The organism is Candidatus Eremiobacterota bacterium, assembly GCA_031082125.1.
In the GTDB taxonomy this organism is placed as follows: Bacteria; Vulcanimicrobiota; CADAWZ01; order CADAWZ01; family Ess09-12; genus Ess09-12.
In genome coordinates this window covers 159,054-176,958 of record JAVHLM010000011.1, presented here as the reverse complement: position 1 = coordinate 176,958, position 17,905 = coordinate 159,054, and the positions used below count along the sequence as shown (strand labels likewise).

Sequence of the window (17,905 nt, the reverse complement as noted above, 5' to 3'; positions counted from 1 at the left end):
TATTTCAGCATCCTCCACAGCCCTGGCAAAGAGTTTTACTCAGGAAGCCTGGGATGAAAATTACCCTCTCTATCAGAGAATACTTGTTTTACCGTTTCTGCAGGAGTTATTGCGGGGCACACTGGATTCATTCTTGTGATGGGCCAGCCAGAAACTGGCCAAGGAAAAGGTTTCTTCTCCCTAAAGGGTAAGCCAGGGCTCCTGTAGAAATTTTGGGTATGGAGCCCCAGGAACAGATACCCACAGGTGCGAAATCGGTCAAGTGTCCCCACTGCGGATCATCTCTCGAGGTGAAGAGCTCACTGCTGTCCAGGGCGCTTTACTGCAGCCACTGCGATTCCTCGCTCTCCATGAAGGACGGCAAAGAAGAAGAGAAAGGCGGGGAAATGGAGATACTTCCCCCCAAGAGCGCTCTGAAGGTGGGAGCCGTTGCCGATTTCAAGCAGGGGAAGTTCCGGATTATCGGGCGCATCCATTACCGGAACGTGAAGCTCGAGGAATGGGATGAATGGCTTCTGCTGGCCGAGTCGGGGGATTACCTCTGGATCGTGGAGGATGACTGGAGCTTTATCGTCACCCAGAAATTCACTCCCGACGATCCGCCTGATCCTGAAAAATCAAGCTATCACGTGGTCTTCGAGGGGCAGGAGCTGAAAGTCGATGAATACTCCAAAGCCGTGGTGAGCTTCTTTGAGGGTGAGCTCACTTGGGCTGCCAAGGTCGGTGATACCGTCAATTACCTTGATGCCTGGAAAGGCAATGACACGGTCTATTCAATAGAGTGGAGCGACCGGGAGATCCTGTATTTCAAGGGCTGGGAGAAGGATGTAAGGGACATCTACAAGGCCTTCAACATCACCGAGGCCATTCCCCCCATCGCCTTCGAGAAAGACGATGATGACGAAGAGGAAAGCCCACCCGCCAGGAAAACCAGTTATGCCGAGTTTGCCATTCAGCTGATGGGAATGCAGGTTTACTGGGTCACTCTCGCCGCGGGTATTATTTTCCTCCTCGCGGGGTGGTGGCTCTCCTCCTACAACGGCTCGGCGATTACCCGGCAGTACCACGAGATCGTCTCCCCGAAGAGCCCGGAGCTCATCCTGGGGCCCTTTGAGGTGAAGTCCCCGGGTACGGTGCACAAGGCGGTGATCCAAACGGAAGTGAAGAATGAAGAGCTATACTGCGAGTTCAATGTCCTCAATAAGAACAAGGAGTCTGTAGGCACATTCGATCATACCTTCTGGCAGGAAGATCCCGACTTTGAGTCCAGCGGCCTTGAAAAGACCGCCGATATAAAGTGCACCAGGCTTTTTGTCCCCAGGGAAAAGGGGACCTATTATCTCCAGATTGTGCCCGAAAACACCAAGGACAGGGCATTCCATGTCACAGTCTATGAGAAGGCCTTTTCGCCGCCGATCTTCTTCACTTTCGGGAAAGTGGTCCTCATCTATCCGGGGCTTGTGACCGCAGTATGGTCAATTCTTACCGGCATCATATTCTTTTTACTTTTTGCCTACGTTGTGGTGGTGGGGTTCATCTCGATGCTGGGCTCAGATCTGACCGAAATCGATTGACGTGCCCGTTCCAGGAGGAGCAATGAACAAGTATGCCATAGTGAGCAGGATCGTGCTGATTGTCGTCATAGTGCTCTTTATCTTCGGGGGTATTTATTCCTACCTGGGCCTTGATGTGCCCTCCCTTTACAAAACGGGAAAATCGGTGAGGGACGGCTCCTACCGCCATGGCCATCACCATCACGGGAGGAGCGGCTTTCACTCTTTCAGCGGGGGAGGACTGCACGGCGGAAAATAATGAAACCGACAACGCCCCTGGTCCTCCTTGTCATCACCTTTGTCATTTCCCTATGCGGGCTGGGATATGAGCTGCTCGCAGGCACCATCACCTCGTACTTCCTGGGCAACAGCATCCTTCAGTTTTCGCTCACCATAGGCATATTTCTCTTCGCGATGGGCCTGGGCTCCTATTTATCGGGGCGGATTGAAAAGAACGTGGCGGGGGCCTTTGTGCTGGCCCAGGTGCTTATTGCCGTGGCAGGCGGCTTCTTCTCTCTTGTCATGTTCTCTGTTTATACTTTTGCGGAAAGCAGCTTTTACGTGGCCTTTTTCCTCCTTCTCTTGATAGTGGGGGGCCTTATCGGCCTTGAGATCCCCCTTCTCATAAGGCTGGTGAACGAATACCGGAGCCTGAACACCGCCGTGGCCCAGGTGCTTGCCGTCGATTACTGCGGGGCCCTCGCAGCGAGCATTCTTTTCCCCCTGCTGCTGCTTCCTCACCTGGGCCTCATGAAAGCTTCATTCCTTTACGGGCTCCTCAATATCGTCGTGGCCTTCCTTTTCATGAACCTCTTCAGGAATTCAATTCAGAGCCTGCGGCCTCTCTTTGCCGCATCGGTCATCAGCGTGCTTCTGCTTTTTGGCGGCTTTTTCTATTCCTTCCGCCTCACAGGCTTTTTCGAAAACAGGATGTTTGCCGACGAGATTATCCTCACGAGGCAGACAAAATATCAGCGGATCGTGCTCACCAGGAACCGTGAAGACCTGAGGCTTTACCTCGACGGGAACCTCCAGTTCTGCTCCCTCGACGAATACCGCTATCACGAGGTGCTGGTTCACCCTGCCATGAGCGCGGCTCTTCACCGGGAACAGGTGCTGATTCTCGGCGGCGGAGACGGACTGGCTGCCAGGGAGGTCCTGAAATATCCCGGGGTGAAGCATGTGACGCTCGTCGATCTGGACAGTGAAATAGTGAAGCTCTGCAGGACAAACACCCTTATTGCAGGCCTCAACAGGGGATCACTGGGCGATGCAAGGATGGAGGTGATTATTGAAGACGCCTTCACCTGGCTCTCGAGAAATCCCGGCCTTTATGACGTGATAATCGCGGATTTCCCCGACCCGAACAATGAGAGCATCGGAAAGCTCTATTCCACGCAGTTTTACCAGATGGTGCGGCAGCATTGCGCCAAGGGCGCGATGGTATCGGTGCAGGCCACTTCGCCTTTTTTTGCCCGCAGCGCCTTCTGGTGCATAGTCAATACCGTGAGGGACGCCGGCTTCTCTGCGGAGCCTCTCCATGTGAACGTGCCTTCTTTCGGCGAATGGGGTTTCGTCCTCGCCTCGCCTCTGCCGGTAAAGCTTGAGAGAATCAGCCTGCAGGTGCCTGTGCGCTACCTGAACCCGGCCGTCCTGGCCTCGCTCTTTTCCTTCCCCGATGACATCAGCCCGGTGAGCACGGAGATCAATACGCTTGACAATCCCGTGCTTCTCACCTATTACCTCGAGGGCTGGAGCCAGTGGGAGTGAGCCTGCCCGGGTCAGCGCACCATCATTCCCACGACAAATCCGTAAGAGAGGATTACTGCCGCCATCACGATAGCCACGGCAATATTGCCTTTTTTCAGCTCCTGCATCTCGTCAAGCTGGGGCGTGAGCTTGTTGTAAATGGCAAGCAGTATGGCAAGCGCCGCGCTCATGGCGATCGCCGCCGTCACGGCCCACGCGACATCTTTGACAAATTCATTGAGTATCATCATGAAATTCATGGGATCACCTCGCCTTTATGATTATCCGCCTGATTTAAGGCTCACCTTCCGTCTCATCCATGTGGATCGACTCATAGCTTACCGGGTGTCCTGCATGGACCTCCAGCTCCCTGGGCCACACCTCGATTGATATGAGGGTGCCCGAGGCATTGCCCTCATAGTGGGTTACTGCCGTTCCAGGAACGGCACGGTAGTTGAGCTCCCCTTCGCCGCCGGCAAGAGTGGCATCCTGGATCTCCGTGATGAAGACCTGGCGCCCGTTGACCATCACCTTCTGTCCCACCCTGATGCTTCCCAGGTCAATCTCCCCGGTCACGGCCTCCTTGAAGAAGAGCGTGCACTCACCCTCTTCCTCGCTTATCCATCCTGCTTTTCCATCTTCGTACTTCAGGTACCACTCGTCCCAGAAACCGTCTTCATAGTCATACCTGAGGCGCCCCAGAATCCTGAACCTTTTCCCCTCTATGGCTCCCGACCTGCCGACGCTGAAGATTGAAGGCGCCCTTGATATCTTCGCCATTTTGCCCGCGGGGCTCAGCCCCTTGTCCTCAATAAGGTTCGTGGAATCACAGTAAGGGCACACCACTGTCTTTGCGTATGCCGTCTCAACCGTTATCGGGGCACCGCAGGAGGGGCAGTTCAGGTGCCTTGCTTCAATTTTTCTCATCGAGCCTTACCCCCCTTTCTGGATCTTTAGGATTTCTCTCCCTGCAGGAACTCTCCTGTCAGCAGGGGAGCAGGGGGATGCAGGATTCCTTCCAGGGCCGGGTGTATTCTTTTCAAAAAGAGAGAAAGCGTCGGCGATTCCCCGTCAACGGCCCTGCCCATGCATATCTTTCCCCAAGGAGGAGCATCTATGAAAAGGATAATCCCAAGGCTTTCCATCGCCGTTCTGTGCTCGCTGTTCTTCATATCCCTGGCAGGCTGCCCCCATGCCGCCTCCCTGAAGACCGGGGCCCATGGAGGCGCCTCTTCAGGGGCTGATTACGAGTTCACCATCCAGAGGGAGATGCTCACGATGCCCGACGGGGTAAAGCTGGCAGTGTCGTACTGGATGCCCAGGGGCGAACAAGGCGAGAAATTTCCCGTCTTTTTTGAGATGAACGGCTACCGCAAGGACGATTTATGCTACCTGTCCTGGGATTATCCCGTCGGTGCCTGGTTTGCGAGGCGTGGCTATGTCGTGGCCAAGGTGGATGTGCGGGGCACCGGCAACAGCGAGGGAGTCCTCCCCGAGGCCGAGTACTCTGAAAAAGAGATCTCCGACGGCGTGGAGGTCATCAATCAGCTCTCGAAAAAGGAATGGTCAAACGGCAAGGTGGGGATGTACGGCCTCTCCTGGGGAGCCTTCAACTCCTTCATGGTGGCCGCGCGGAAGCCCCCGGCATTGAAAGCCATCCTGATAGCCCACGTGGCCGACGACCTTTATTACCAGGATGTCCATTTCATCGACGGCGTCATGCATACCGACGTCTGGGAGGCCATGATAGACACCTACAACGCCCTTCCCGATCCTGAAAGCCTCGCCATCACCCCTGAATACTTCGCGAACCGCTTTGACAGGGAGCCATGGCATTTCATATGGAAGGAGAAGCTCTGTGACGGCCCCTTCTGGCGCAAAGAGTCTAACCGCTTCAGGCCCGTGGCGGAGGTCCCCGTCTATATCATCGGGGGGCTCCTTGACGGCTACCGCGACACGATCCCGCGCCTGCTGAACTCATCCAATAAGAATGTCAAGGCCGACCTGGGGCCGTGGAAGCACGAGTGGCCCCACGACGCGGTGCCGGGCCCGAACTACGAGTGGCGTGAGAAGGCCGCCAGGTGGTGGGACCACTGGCTCAAGGATGAGGATAACGGCATCATGGAAGAGCCCCGTTTCATGGTCTTTGTCCGCGATGCCTGCCCGCCCGACGAGGAGATAAAAAAGGTGCCGGGAGAGTGGCGCTGCGGAGACTGGCCCGTGGGAGGGATCAAGAGCGAGCGCTTTTATCCCGGGGAGGAGAATGCTCTGGGAAGTTCCGTGCCGGAGGGAGCGAGCGACGACAAGCTCTCTTACAGGGCAGGAGCGGGGACCGGCATCCATGGGTGGTGGGGTGAGACCTCGGGCGACATGGCCTTTGACGATGAGTGCAGCCTGGTTTATGATTCAGCCCCATTGAAGGAAGCCGTCGAGATAATCGGCCTTCCCAGGATTTCTCTCAATGTGGCGGCCGATGCCCCTCTCTACCAGTGGTCCGTGCGCCTCGAGGACGTGTGGCCCGATGGGAAGGTATCGCTGGTGAGCGGCACGCTGATAAACCCTGCTGACAGGGAATCGCGGCTCCGGCAGGTGCCCCTTATTCCCGGCAAGCCCGTGAAGCTCACGGGGGAAATTCATTACACGACGTGGCGGTTCAGGCCGGGCCACAGGATCCGCCTTGCCGTCGGCAATGCCCAGTTCCCCATGGCCTGGCCCACTCCGTACAAGGGCTCGACAACGCTCTTCCCGGGAGCCGACACGTGGGTCGAGCTCCCCGTCGTCATCAGGAACACCCTCACGGGAACCTGTGATCTTCCAAAGCCGCAAGAGGAGGAGTGGCCGCCCGATGCCTCGTACGAGGAAGAGAACGAAGGCAGGCAGACAAAGATAGAGTACAACCCCGACACGGGCGCGGCAGTCTACTCCTGCGGCATCAACCAGAAGATGACCATCAGGGAGACGACGTACCACATGGTGGAGCAGAACACCTGGAAGGTGAACGACAGCGACCCGGCCCATGCAACGTACGAGGCCGTGACGAATTATACCATCACACCGCCGGACAGGGAGCTCACTCTCAAGGTCCATTTCAGGATGGCTTCCGATGAGAAGAATTTCAACCTGACAGAGACCAGAGAGCTCCTGGAGAACGGGAAGGTGGTCCGCGAGAAGAAGTGGAGCAGGGCAATCCCGAGGGGCAACCAGTGAGGCGCTGAGGTCACAGAGTGTCATCGGCCGCCCCCCGTGGTCCTGCTCATTTGACGGCACCAATCTGCCCATGGTGGACACCCTCAGAGACCCTGAAGCATAAAGCACTGATATGATAATGTCGCTTAGATGCTCAATCCCCTGCTTTTTTCCCGGTTTTCCTGCTTTCCAGGTCTGAGGATTCAAGAGGCTTTCTCGGTGACCTGGATTGCATTTCATAAAGGTGCTTTGAAAATGAATCAAAGTCGAAGCCCAGCTCCGCTTCAATCTCTCTTCTGACGGTTCTTACTTCCTCGACAATAGGATCATTCCAGGTCATGGTTCCTCCTCACTCAGTGCAATAAGCTCTTCGGGAGTCACAATAAGAGGTGTCGCAAGCTGCAGGCTTTCATTCAGCTTGACAAGCCTTCTCTGGAGTATTTCATTTGCAAGGTGCCTGCAGTTCCAAGTCAGGAGATAGTCCAAGCTGTAATGGATCGCAAAGGCAAGATGGAAAGAATCCGCAAGTGCCTTCTCCGGGAAGGACAGCTCTTCATAATATCGTCGTGCAAGCCTTTCTACATCGGGAGTATACGCCAGCACAGGTATACCGGCAAGCAAAGCAACCCTCTTTCCTGCGGCTTCTTTATCGCCATGCTGTGCCTCATTAAACACAATTTCTGACGTGTACATATCGAAGTTGCCTCTCTGCTGGTGCCACCATTGAAGAGTGAGCTCCTGGTGAGCCAGAACTACCACGTCCCGGCTGATCCTGCCGCCAAGGTAACTGATAATGGTCGTCTCAAGATAGAGTGAGGGTCTTTCCATGATCAAAGTGTAGCATAAAACGATCCGTTGAACAATAGCTCCCATGGTTATCCCCGCACAGAGATCACATTTTCCAAGCACTTTGACCACTGCACAGATCGCCGGCTTATGACGCCTGCCCTTGATGTGTTGTTAACGAGTGAGCAGCAGGATGGGGCGCACTCAGGCGGCGCGGATCGCAGCTCCCCGCCGGACTCCCTTTTCATAGACCAGGAAAGGGGTGCCTTCCGATGGGGAGCCGAAGGTGAAGGTGAGCTCGTAAGGCGCCCTGCCCTTCACGGTGAGAGTCCTGAGGCCATGGAGGAGGTGGAGGTGGCAGGCCTCGCAGAGCACGATGAGGTTCCACTCGTCATCGGTGCCCCCCTGGGAGCGCCTGATGATGTGGTGCACGTGGAGGCCCCGCCGACAGCGGCAACCCGGGGTTTGGCATTTAAACCGGTCCCGTTTCAGGATTTTGTGATGATGGGCCGCTTTTTTGATAGTTCCTTCGGTCCTGAGATAGTCGGCGAGGAGGGCGGCAAGGAATTTTTCTTCCGGGCCCCTCAGGAAATCATCGGAGGTTCCGGCTGCTTCCGCGAGGGCAAGGCGGCCGAGAAAGGCATAGGCTGCAAGGTCCCATATCTCATGGAGCTCCCGGGGGAGAAAGAACTTGATCATCATGATGCCTGTGGCAGCTCTTGAGAGGCTCCCTGCCGAGAGGATGTCCCTGAGAAAGACCTCCTCGGGCCTCTCACCCATGGGAATGGTGCAGGCTTCCATGGCCTTTTCCATTGACTGATGACAGGAGCACAGGGGATTCTGGCATCCCTGCCTATGGGGTGCCTGGTTTCCGAGGCACGCACACAGGGTGGAATCTTTTTCAATTTTTATGGAAATCCCGGCGGCCATCATCTCTTCCACATCGCTGAAATACTTCCAGGGCGCATCAAAGCGCCTGTCGCGGGAAGCGACGACCTCCTCGTCATCTGTTGCGAGAGGCCACGAGGGATTGAGGGAAAGACCTGTGTACCACGACCCATCGCGTATGATGTCCTGCACCTCCGAAGAGAGGCTGTGAAACCGCTCGTCGGTGATGTAGCGGAACCCGGGAAGCAGAGTGTAATTATGGGCGGCGAAACAGTCATACTCCAGGATTCTGGCGACACGCCTCGCCTCTTCCCTGAGGTCAACGGTAGGCACACTGACCGCATATGCAATCCACTGGGATTCATTCCTGGAGTCCACCACGGGAAGAATGAGGCGTGCCTGCTCCCTGGTGATGACACCTTTCTTGAAGGCATCTTCGGTGAGGGAGTGGCGGCGGAAGCCCTCGGCGAGCCTTATGAGCTGGCGGGTCTGTGCCATTGAGAAGCCGCAGCGCTCAGTTGCGTAGTCCTCGATGAACTCAAAGCCGAGAAGGCGCTGGAGCTGCCGCGCATCCATCGCCCGGAGCAGCATCCCCATCGCCACGTCGAGCCTCTGTCGGATCGAGGCGGCCCTGATGAGTCTCCCGGCAACGGCCCTGGCAGAGACCGCGCCAGCTTCACAGCCCATGCGGCACTCTTCCAGCCACGACGGGAAGAAGATGCTCCAGGGTGATGACCACGGATTTTCGCCGGCCTGACCCTCGTTACCCCGCCCCTCGCCAGCCTCCCGGGCGACTTCACCGGGATCGCTGATGCGGCGATTCCACATCCGCCTTTTCAAGAGAGGCACCCGGGAGAATATAGGCCGATTCCCCTCTCTATCGAGAGCCGGAAGCTCCGGAGCATTGTTCCCTGATGCCAGGAAGTTCGCAATGAGCGCCTCTACGAACCCGGCAAGGGGCCCGTCATAGTGCTCTTTGTCCCGGAAGAGGGAGAGGGCGAAGTCCCAGGTGAGCGCAAGGGAGGGCGTCACGCTGAAATACATCATCGTGCCCTCGTCCTCAAGCCCGTCGCTTTGAGCATCAGGGCACTCCCCGCTCTGGGAATCCAGCGCATGGCTGCGGGACGCTTCCTGAGAATGCCCCTCACTGCCGCCGCCTGAAACACCTGAGCGCCCGGAGGAAGCGCCGGTGGCCTCATAGGCCTTCCCTTCCGCGAGGGCCCTCTTCACTTCCCTCTCAAGGCCGCACAGGGAGCGCTCCTGTGCAATGTTGAGCCACCTGGCCTCATTCTCAGGCGTGATGACCCTCGAGAGGTGCCTGAGGGCGCTCTTTGCGATCATGCCCTGGAGATAAGCCTCACGGGTGAGGGGGAGCGACTTGAGAAGCTCATAATTGTGCATCAGCTCCGACGCGGTGCGCCCCGAGAACGAGAGATGCTCCGTGGCGAAGGTCCCCATGGAGCGATACCCTAATTGATCAACCCCTTTCGGTTTCAGAGTAATGAGAAGACCGCCGAGTGTAAGGTCAAGCGCCAGGCGGCCGCGTACTGCCTCGCAGAGGGTGAAATCGATCCGTGATGCCCGCTCATCCCTGTCGATTGAGCCGAATGAGATCTCCTCCGAGAGCTTTTCGGCTTCGGGGATGAGGCCCTCCCTGGTGATCTTCACCAGGTGCTCGGGTTTGAAGCTGGCCCCTGCGGGAAGCTCATAAGGCTCAGGCAGGAGCAGCATGTCCTCGTAATCCTTTGAAGACAGAGAATCACCGAGGTGAAGAAGCTCTTCTTCATCGGGAAGGAACAGGGCAGCAACGGAACGGGTCTCATGTGTATCCATGATTATATCATAGCATATCAGCCAGAAAACATCAAACAGGTTACCCCTCTTAAACCTCATCACAGAGAGGATAAAAGGCCGTCACAGGATGCCCTCCAGAGGGCCCGGAAGAGGTTAAAAGGTCAAAAATGACTCTGAATGCCATGAAGCGAGAGTCAGTGAAGGACCAGGCCGGTTTCCCCGCGTTTCAGATCCGGTCTGCTGCCGGGCGGAACTTTTTTTTAGAGGGATGGAAATAACGGGGAAGCTATGATCTGGGGGGGAGGGGAGCTTTCAGGTGCCTGTCAAACCACTGGAGAGAGAGGGCGACCTGCCTTTGATTTCCCGGTCACCGCGCGGTTCGAGCGATCAGTCTCAATCTCCTCAAGCAGGAGCTCCCATTCCTGCGGCTCCATCAGGGATGCCAGGAAATCAGGGCCGTTCGAGGGTCCGGAGACAACCGCTGCTGAAAAACTCTACGCTCTTTACGTTCACGCTCATACCGGACCTCCCACTCCTAAGCTCCCGAGACGGCGATGCTTTCAAACCTTATGGCCACCGGGCCGTAATAGGAGTTCATCGAGAAGGGCTCCCGGGCGAAGCGGGCGTGCGAGAAGACCTCGAACACGTTTCCCGACACGCTTCCTCCCTTGACGGCCCGCGATTTCCCTCTCGAGCGCCACGAGCCCAGGCGAAGCTCCCCTGTGAAATTTCCTGACGTCACGTCGGGCTCCATGTGGGAGAACTCCTTGATATGGAGCACTTCGCTTCCCTCTGCGAGGAGCGATTCCATGGGCGTCTCGCCGGCGGCGACAACGGTGTTGCCAAAGGCTCCCGTGGGAGGCATTCTGAGATATTCGGCATGCTCGCAGGGTGCCCATATGTTCCTGAAGATACCCTTGTCAATGATCCTGACCTTCTTCGAAGCGGTGCCGTCCCTGTCAAAGGGGAAGCTTTTCAGGCCCAGGGGGATGTGAGGGTCCGATATGACGGTGAGGCCCTCGCCTTTGAGAGCTCCTCCCTTCCACGCGGGCTTTCCTCTCCTGAAGACGCTCAGGCTTTTGTCAAAGGCCGCAGCCGAGGCATGAAAAATGAAAGGGGTGAAGAGGGTGAGGAGCGCTTCCCTGCTGAGGACCACGGGGAAGCTCCCCGAGGGCGGTAAAGAGGCGCCGAGCTTCTCGCGGGCCGACAGGGTGAGAGCGCTGACGGCCCCTTCAGGTGAAAAATCCCTGGGAGTCCGCATTGAGGACTCGCTGTGGGACTCAGCCTCGTTTTCCCCGGCCTGCGCCATTACGACAAGGTCCAGCAGGAGGCGCGTCTCCTCGAAGGAGCCCGCAAGCCCCCTGCTGTTGCGGATGTTAGAAACGGCGCTGGTGATGAATATCTCGCAGGTGGCGAGCTTTTCATGCTTTTTCCCTCTGAAGGGCCTCGTGACGCCATGCCAGAGGGCTTCCGCGTTCATCTGAGGGTCGGCGAGGAGGCTCCTGTCACAGGCGGCGACTTTCCTGTAACGCTGCGGCGGCGGCAGGAAGAAGAGCCTGTTGCAGGGGAGCTTCTTCGCGTAATTGACGGCGCTCTCAATTTTCCCGGGGAGTCCGTCGATTTCATGGGGAAGAATTGTGAAGGAGCTCTTTCCCTGGTGCTTGCCCTCAACGAAGTAAAGGTCAACGGAGAAGCTCTGGGTAATGACCGTTCTTTTCTCCTCGGGGGCTTCCCGGGAGGCGAAGAGCTGGAACTCCTTCTCGCGGTGCTGCCTTACGCACCACTGGGAGATGTCGGGGTGTTTTTCCAGGCTCCTCGCGATATGATCAATAAGCTTTTCTTTCATCCAAGCCTGCACCTCGCGAGAATATGCGGTCCCCCGATACCCACCGGTATCATCTCTTTATAGCCCTTTCCACATGTGCCCGGGTACATCCTGAAATCAGAGCCGACGCCGCTGATGCTTTTCAGGAGGTCGGGCACATAACCGGTGATGGCGAGGGGAGAAAAGACCTTCCCGGTGAATCTCCCTTTCCTGAACTCCCTTCCAATCTTTGCCGTGACCTGGATGCCCCATCCCTGGGGATCCTCCATGCCTCCCATAGGGCTGTCAATGTAAATCCCGTCGCCGGCCAGGCTCATAAGATCTTCAATGCTGGCGTGCTGGGGCTCTATAAAGGTATTGGACATCCTTGCGTAGACTTTTCTCGCATAGCTTTCCCTTCGGCCATTTCCTGTGGCAGGCACGCCAAGCGCCGCCGCTGATGCCCGGTCCGAGAGGCCGCCTTTCAGGATCCCCTCGTCAATAATCAAGGCAGGGCGGGATAGGATCCCTTCGTCATCGAAGAAATAGGTGCCGCTGCAGCCGGGGAGCGACGGGTCATCTTTCATCGTCACGAGGGGTGAGGCTATCTCCTTATGCATGTAGAGCCGGGCCTTCGACTTGCGCTTCAGGAACAGGTCCATCTCGACACCGTGGCCGAAGCTTTCATGGGCGATGATGCCCGTCACCAGCGGAGCCATGATAACCGTGTAAACGCCGGGGGTGATGAAATCTGAGCGGTAGAGTGCCTGGAGATTGTCCTTGAGCTTTTCAAATTCGGCGGCGTCGAAGGAGAGCACTTCATATCCCGTGGCGCCTCCCTGGGCGAGGGCTTCATATACTGTTTTCCCCTCGGCATTTGCAAAGGCGACTATGACTATGTGGGTCCTGATGATCTCCTGGTGAAGGTCGCTGCCCCCGTCCACGAAGGTTGCGAATTCCCGGGCTTCCCTGTAGGAGACCTGCACGTCCTTGATGGCGCTGTCCAGGTGCATGAGCACTTCTTTAAGGTTCTCGAGGCTTTCAATCTTTTCCCCGAGAGGCACGGACCTCGGATCAATCATGACGGGTGTCAGGAAATCACGGGTACCGTAGCTCACGGCATCGTAATGGCCGCCCCTGCTTCCCTGAGAAAGCCCCGGAAGAAAGTTCCTTACCTCTCTTGCCAGTGACTCGCCTGTCATGGAGTTTACCGACAGCTCCTCAAAGAATGAGCCGTTGAAAGCCCTGAAGACTGTGCCGGTACCGTAGGTGCGCTCCTCGATGGAGCGGGACTTGCTGTCAATGGTGATGGTAAGGCTTGATTTCTCCATTGCAAGGGCCGAGCTGTAAGGAATCTTCGCCGAGAGCAGCGAGGTGAGCTCCTTGAGAAGGCTTCGGAATTCACTGGACTGTATCATGGATTTCTCTTGAGGCGTCATTATTTTTCGAAGACCGATTCGGGAATTCCTTTGTTTATCGAGCATGCTCCGTGCTTCATATGGATATAGGCTTTTACCTGCGAGGCGGGAAAGCTCACGGACGCCTTGACGGTGTCGTAGAGAGTGAAGTCTTCCACATTTCTGAAGGTGGAGGTGATTTTCACCTTCCCTTCGCGGGCATAACTCAATTCTTCATAAGGTATGGTAAAGTCCTTTTTATCAATCCAGAGCTCCTGCTTCTCAAGCTCTCCCTTCCCGGGGGTGCACTCCGCGAGGTAAAAGCCGTCATTAAGCCCCTTCACTTTCCAGAGGCCTGTGTCGCAGCGCCTGAGGCACCACGAGAAAACCTGGGGGTACTTGTTGATGAGGGGAGGCCCGTTGTGCACCTTGAGGGCGCAGCGCCGGGGAGACTTATAGTAAAAGGTGCCGTCCAGGTCAAGCCGCGTCGAGAGGGAGCCGAAGCTCACCGAAAGCTTGAGCTTCACCTGCGACGAATAATCATTGAGGCCTTTCTCCGCATCGGCCAGGCCGGTGATGACAAGCGCCTTGAGGCTTTCTGGGGAGGCGGGCATTGCAGGCGCTCCAGGAGCAGGGTAAGGGAGAAGCAGCACCAGGGCAGCGAGAAGAAAAGCCCCCACAAGTCCGGGATGCTTCAAGGCAGTCACCTTCAGGCTCCTGGTCAATAGCGCCCCCAGTGGGTGAACTCGCTGGATTCCCTGCGCTTTGGCGCGGAGGGAGCCTGGTCGGGAAAGCCGACAGGCAGCAGTTCCACCAGCTGCACTGAATCGGGAATGCCAAGGATCTCCGACGCCTCTGGAATATCGAAGAGCCCTACATGGACCATTCCCAGGCCTTTCGCGTGGAGCGCGAGGTTCAGGGTAGAGAGAAAGAGCGCCACGTCGAACATGAGCCAGTCGCCGAGCACCGTGGACTGTGCTCCCTTGTAGAAGCCTGAGGCCCCCTTTTTCCCGCAGGCCGCCAGCACCACCGGGGCCTCCTTCACTGAATTTTTTGAAGGATTCCCCGGGGGAAGAGTCTCCGAGAGGGCTTCCTTTATCTTCTGATCTTCCACGACAATTATCTCCCATACCTGGGTGTTTGCCCATGACGGTGAATACCTGGCACTCTCAAGAGCTTCCTCGAGGAGCTCCCGCTTTACCGGGTCGCTTTTGAATTTCCTGATGCTTCTCCTGGTCTTTATTGCATCGATGACGTCCATAGGTTCCTCCTTACAATCTGCCTGCGGCATGTATCTTGTTATTTGCTGTTGACGGGCCCGTTACCTTCCCACAGAGGGCCTTTTAAAGTGGGGCAGGCCTCCCCCTGGGAAGCATCGTGGCAACAATTCCCGACAGGACAATGACGGGTATTCCCACCGTCACCGAGAAAAGGAAAAGGACAATGCGGAGGCTCCAGTGGAGCCTGCCGGGCATGGAACTGTTGATAAAGAAGACGCCCTTGAAGAAGAAAAGTATGCAGAAAATGCAGGTGACGTTCAGTGCTATGAAATGGACGAGGCCGCTTTTGAGCGTGCTGCTGAGGAGCAGGACCAGCAGGGAGCCTGTCACAATAATGATGAAGTAGCGGGGGAAGTCCATGATTTCCAGGTAATCATGGAAGAGGGGCTTCTCTGATGAGAGCTTCATCTTCTTGAGGAGATAAGTGTTGAAGAGCCAGATGTAAAAGGCGTAGGCAAGGGCGGCGAAGAACAGGAGCGAGGGGCAGAAAAGGTAGAACTGCCTGATGAGGCGGCTCCCCTCCATGTGGAAGTACGCAGCCGTCTCGACAAGCTCCTTCTCGAGATGTATTCCCATGAATTTTATGCCTATGAAGATAACAAGCACGATGTTCAGGGCAATCAGTGCCATCGTAGTGAGGACAATGGCCTTTGGGCCCGCCTTCTCCCTGAAGAGGCAGCCCAGGGCAAGGCCAAGCGGGCCGTTGGCAAGAAAGAAGAAGAGCCCTGCAGGGAAAAAGCCGTATATGATGCCCACCAGTATCGTCGAAGCCGCCGTGACTTTGGCGCTGAAGGCGAGGCCTCTTGAAGCTCCGGCAATGATGAGGGGGGTCACGGCGAGGAACTGCAGGATGTCCAGGAATGCAAAAAGGTTTCCCACAATGGTGAAAATGACAGCAATGCCGGTGAGAATGCCTCCCAGGGCGATGTTTTTCGTGAAGTTTCTTCTCCTGGTGCGCTCCTCGAGGAAAATATCCACAGGCTCTCTCCTTTATGGGGGAGGGGGGCAGGAAGTGCCGGGTCAGCGGTAGTGCTTATCCACCACCTGCAGGAATGCCTGCACCAGGTCAGGGTCAAACTGGACGCCGGAATTCTTCCTGATCTCCGCCAGGGCATCCTCAAGGGGGATCCCTTTCCTGTAAGGCCTGTCCGACACCATTGCGTCAAAAGCATCAGTGATGGCTATTATCCTCGCGGGAAGTGGGATATCGCTGCCGCTCTGGCCGTCAGGGTAGCCCTTGCCGTCCCAGCGCTCATGATGGTGGCGCACCACGGGCAGGACATGCTGCATGGCAGGGATGGGTCTCAGTATCTCTTCCCCTATCAGGGGGTGCTGCTTGATGATCTCGTATTCCTCGTCGGTAAGCCTTGAGGGCTTGTAGAGCACTTCCTCGGGAATCTTTATCTTCCCTATGTCATGGAGGAAGCTGCAGTTCTTGAGATCGGTGACGCCGATATAGTGCGCAAGGCGTGACTTCACCTGCGGAGGAGCCATCCTCAGATCAAGCTCCACTTCACCTATATCGTGGAACATGGCACCCTCCTCGATATCCCGGAGAGTTTCTTCTTCCGTTATCCCCATCTCTTTCGCCAGCATTACCGAGAGATCGATGACACGGGTGCTGTGGTCATAAGTATATTCGCTGCTGGATTTCATCAGAAGCGCTATGAGCTTGGTGGCCATCTCATCGCCTGTCCAGGTCTCTTTCTGCGATTTCTTGAGGATGCTCTCAATAGAGGTGGCGGCGTGCTTTGCCGCCTCTTCGGTGAGCCTGATGGGCGCCTGCCTGCTCGCCTGCACTATCCTGGTTACCGTTTCCCTCTGCTTTTCCACGGCAGCTTTCTTGAATGTCTCCACGGCTGCCTGCTGCGGCGCCGGCTGGGATTTCTGGGCCTCGCTCCTTGCCGGGGCATTCTGCGGCATTGAGGACCACCGGGACCTTCCCCGCTCCTGCCCGTCACCTGAGGAGCCCTGTTCCTGTCCCTGGCCTCCGGAGCCTCTCTCATGCTTCTCGACGCGCTCTATCATCTGTTTATCGCTGAAGGAGGCGAACTTATCCTGTTCCTTATGCGCGGCTCCCCTGGACAGGTAAGGCCTTCCCTCATCGGGAAGGGCCGATGAGGCTACCCAGCTTGCCATGATCTGGGGTTTCTCCGCTCCCTGGCCTGCAGAGCGCTGCTGTCCCTCGATGGCCTGCCTGGACGGGCCTTCGTCGGTCTTTCTTTCCCTGGCAGCCGGTATGGATGTCTTGCTGCTGATCGGCGCTCTCGGCGCTTCCAGAGGCTCTTCACGGGGAGGGGCCTCGGATGGCTCGGAAGGCTTCCTGGCCTGTTCCGTCTCTTTCCTGAAGGCTTCCCTGAGCGAGTCTGAGCCTCTCAGCATAAGCCGCTCCTCGCGGGGGGCAAGGGCAGGATCTTTAGCCTGGGGAGCCCTTGTTTCCTCCTGCTCCGCAAGCTTATCAGCCGTCACCTGCTCCCTGGATGAGGGAGCTTTCCTGCTGATATCCTGAGGTGTCTCATTTTCCCTGGCTCCAGGGGGCTGTGGAGCCAGGCGCTGAAGCTCTCTTGGAAGCTCCTGTGGTTTTGGCTGCTCTGTCTGGCTCTCCCTGGCTTTCTGCGACAGCCCGCCCTGCTGAGATGGCTCAATTTCCTTGTCAGCTATGAGACTCTTAAGGACCGAGCGGTATATGTCAGTGGCTTCGCTTTTGCCAGGCGGGATCTGATCTTTCCCGGGCACCTGGGGTTTCGGCGAAGGCTCTCTTTCCTGCAGGATGGCGGCTTTTTCCTGAGCAGGGGGCTCCTTTGCCTCAGGCTTCGGTGCAGCGGCTCTCTGCTGCTGCGGGGAGTCGGGAACCTTCACTTTTTCCCCTTTCAGGTTTGTCCACTCCCTGAGGGCAATGTCGCCTCCCTGCGTGAGGGATTCATTTCTTGGCGTCAGGGCTCTCCTGTCCTGCGGCAATGATCCCGGAATGGGCTTCCATGTCTGATCACCAAGAGGGGCAGGTTTTACCGGTGAAGCAGAGAGCCCTGTCCAGGGAAAAGAGCTCTCCCCTGAAGGCTGCCGGGCGGCAGGGGCCTGGTGTCTCTCCTGGGTCTGGGGCTGCTGCTGTGGTTGCACCTGTGGCTGCGCCTGCACCTGGGGTCTTACCTGGGGCTGCACCTGTGGCTGCACCTGTGGCTGCACCTGTGGCTGCACCTGTGGCTTTGCCTGCGGCTGCACCTGTGGCTTTGCCTGTGGCTGTTGCTGTGCCTGCGCCTGTGGCTGAGCCTGTGGCTGAGCCTGCACCTGTGGCCTTGCCTGCGGCTGCACCTGTGCCTGCACCTGCGGCTGTTGCTGTGCCTGCACCTGCGGCCTTGCCTGTGGCCTTGCCTGTGGCTGCACCTGTGGCTGTGCCTGCACCTGTGGCTGTGCCTGCACCTGTGGCCTTGCCTGTGGCTGCACCTGTGGCTGCACCTGTGGCTGCACCTG

The 17,905-nt window shown here is 57.1% G+C and carries 16 protein-coding genes and 1 pseudogene; 6 read left to right on the top strand and 11 right to left on the bottom strand.

What is annotated here, in order from left to right; translation table 11 throughout:
- The first annotated feature begins 22 nt into the window (after positions 1–22).
- From RDV48_14330 to RDV48_14315, 4 genes and pseudogenes are all read left to right on the top strand, one after another.
- Positions 23–127, top strand: a pseudogene (locus RDV48_14330) (thiaminase II).
- Between the two features lie 91 nt (positions 128–218).
- A complete protein-coding gene (locus RDV48_14325; protein MDQ7823973.1) occupies positions 219–1,574 on the top strand; it encodes a DUF4178 domain-containing protein in 1,356 nt (451 codons plus the stop codon).
- 22 nt (positions 1,575–1,596) lie between these two features.
- Positions 1,597–1,812, top strand: coding sequence for a hypothetical protein (locus tag RDV48_14320; protein ID MDQ7823972.1), 216 nt, complete (start codon positions 1,597–1,599; stop codon positions 1,810–1,812).
- Positions 1,812–3,323 carry a polyamine aminopropyltransferase gene (locus tag RDV48_14315; protein MDQ7823971.1) on the top strand — a complete coding sequence of 504 codons (1,512 nt, stop codon included), beginning with the start codon at positions 1,812–1,814 and terminating at the stop codon, positions 3,321–3,323. Before RDV48_14320 ends, RDV48_14315 begins: the two co-directional genes overlap by 1 nt.
- Before the next feature lie 11 nt (positions 3,324–3,334).
- On the opposite strand, the gene RDV48_14310 is transcribed toward RDV48_14315, so the two are convergent.
- Both RDV48_14310 and RDV48_14305 read right to left on the bottom strand, forming a co-directional pair.
- Positions 3,335–3,562, bottom strand: a complete 228-nt coding sequence (locus RDV48_14310; protein ID MDQ7823970.1) for a DUF350 domain-containing protein — start codon at positions 3,560–3,562, stop codon at positions 3,335–3,337.
- Positions 3,563–3,596: 34 nt separating this feature from the next.
- A complete protein-coding gene (locus RDV48_14305; GenBank protein ID MDQ7823969.1) occupies positions 3,597–4,229 on the bottom strand; it encodes a DUF4178 domain-containing protein in 633 nt (210 codons plus the stop codon).
- Between the two features lie 189 nt (positions 4,230–4,418).
- Here RDV48_14305 and RDV48_14300 point away from each other — a divergent pair, with 189 nt between their 5' ends.
- Positions 4,419–6,509: a CocE/NonD family hydrolase gene (locus RDV48_14300; protein MDQ7823968.1), complete on the top strand. Its 2,091-nt coding sequence runs from the start codon at positions 4,419–4,421 to the stop codon at positions 6,507–6,509.
- A gap of 133 nt (positions 6,510–6,642) precedes the next feature.
- Here RDV48_14300 and RDV48_14295 read toward each other — a convergent pair whose 3' ends face one another.
- The 9 genes from RDV48_14295 to RDV48_14255 all read right to left on the bottom strand — a co-directional run bounded on the left by RDV48_14295 (position 6,643) and on the right by RDV48_14255 (position 17,554).
- Positions 6,643–6,828 carry a hypothetical protein gene (locus RDV48_14295; protein ID MDQ7823967.1) on the bottom strand — a complete coding sequence of 62 codons (186 nt, stop codon included), beginning with the start codon at positions 6,826–6,828 and terminating at the stop codon, positions 6,643–6,645.
- Positions 6,825–7,361: a type II toxin-antitoxin system VapC family toxin gene (locus RDV48_14290; protein MDQ7823966.1), complete on the bottom strand. Its 537-nt coding sequence runs from the start codon at positions 7,359–7,361 to the stop codon at positions 6,825–6,827. Before RDV48_14290 ends, RDV48_14295 begins: the two co-directional genes overlap by 4 nt.
- A 117-nt stretch (positions 7,362–7,478) precedes the next feature.
- The gene (locus RDV48_14285) at positions 7,479–9,995 is read right to left on the bottom strand and encodes an HNH endonuclease signature motif containing protein (GenBank protein ID MDQ7823965.1); all 2,517 of its coding nucleotides are present in this window, start codon (positions 9,993–9,995) and stop codon (positions 7,479–7,481) included.
- A gap of 496 nt (positions 9,996–10,491) precedes the next feature.
- Entirely contained in the window at positions 10,492–11,802 is a 1,311-nt protein-coding gene (locus RDV48_14280; GenBank protein ID MDQ7823964.1) for a metallopeptidase TldD-related protein, read from the bottom strand.
- A complete protein-coding gene (locus RDV48_14275) occupies positions 11,799–13,178 on the bottom strand; it encodes a TldD/PmbA family protein (GenBank protein MDQ7823963.1) in 1,380 nt (459 codons plus the stop codon). Before RDV48_14275 ends, RDV48_14280 begins: the two co-directional genes overlap by 4 nt.
- A gap of 20 nt (positions 13,179–13,198) precedes the next feature.
- The gene (locus RDV48_14270; GenBank protein ID MDQ7823962.1) at positions 13,199–13,855 is read right to left on the bottom strand and encodes a hypothetical protein; all 657 of its coding nucleotides are present in this window, start codon (positions 13,853–13,855) and stop codon (positions 13,199–13,201) included.
- A 23-nt stretch (positions 13,856–13,878) separates the two neighbouring features.
- The gene (locus tag RDV48_14265) at positions 13,879–14,418 is read right to left on the bottom strand and encodes a nitroreductase family protein (GenBank protein ID MDQ7823961.1); all 540 of its coding nucleotides are present in this window, start codon (positions 14,416–14,418) and stop codon (positions 13,879–13,881) included.
- Positions 14,419–14,500: 82 nt separating this feature from the next.
- Positions 14,501–15,415 (bottom strand): DUF2232 domain-containing protein, encoded by a 915-nt coding sequence (locus RDV48_14260; GenBank protein MDQ7823960.1) that lies wholly within the window; start codon positions 15,413–15,415, stop codon positions 14,501–14,503.
- A gap of 42 nt (positions 15,416–15,457) precedes the next feature.
- The gene (locus RDV48_14255) at positions 15,458–17,554 is read right to left on the bottom strand and encodes an HD domain-containing phosphohydrolase (protein MDQ7823959.1); all 2,097 of its coding nucleotides are present in this window, start codon (positions 17,552–17,554) and stop codon (positions 15,458–15,460) included.
- Here RDV48_14255 and RDV48_14250 point away from each other — a divergent pair.
- Positions 17,516–17,905 (top strand): hypothetical protein (locus RDV48_14250; protein MDQ7823958.1); only part of this gene is annotated, 390 nt, incomplete at its 3' end. The genes RDV48_14255 and RDV48_14250 overlap by 39 nt on opposite strands.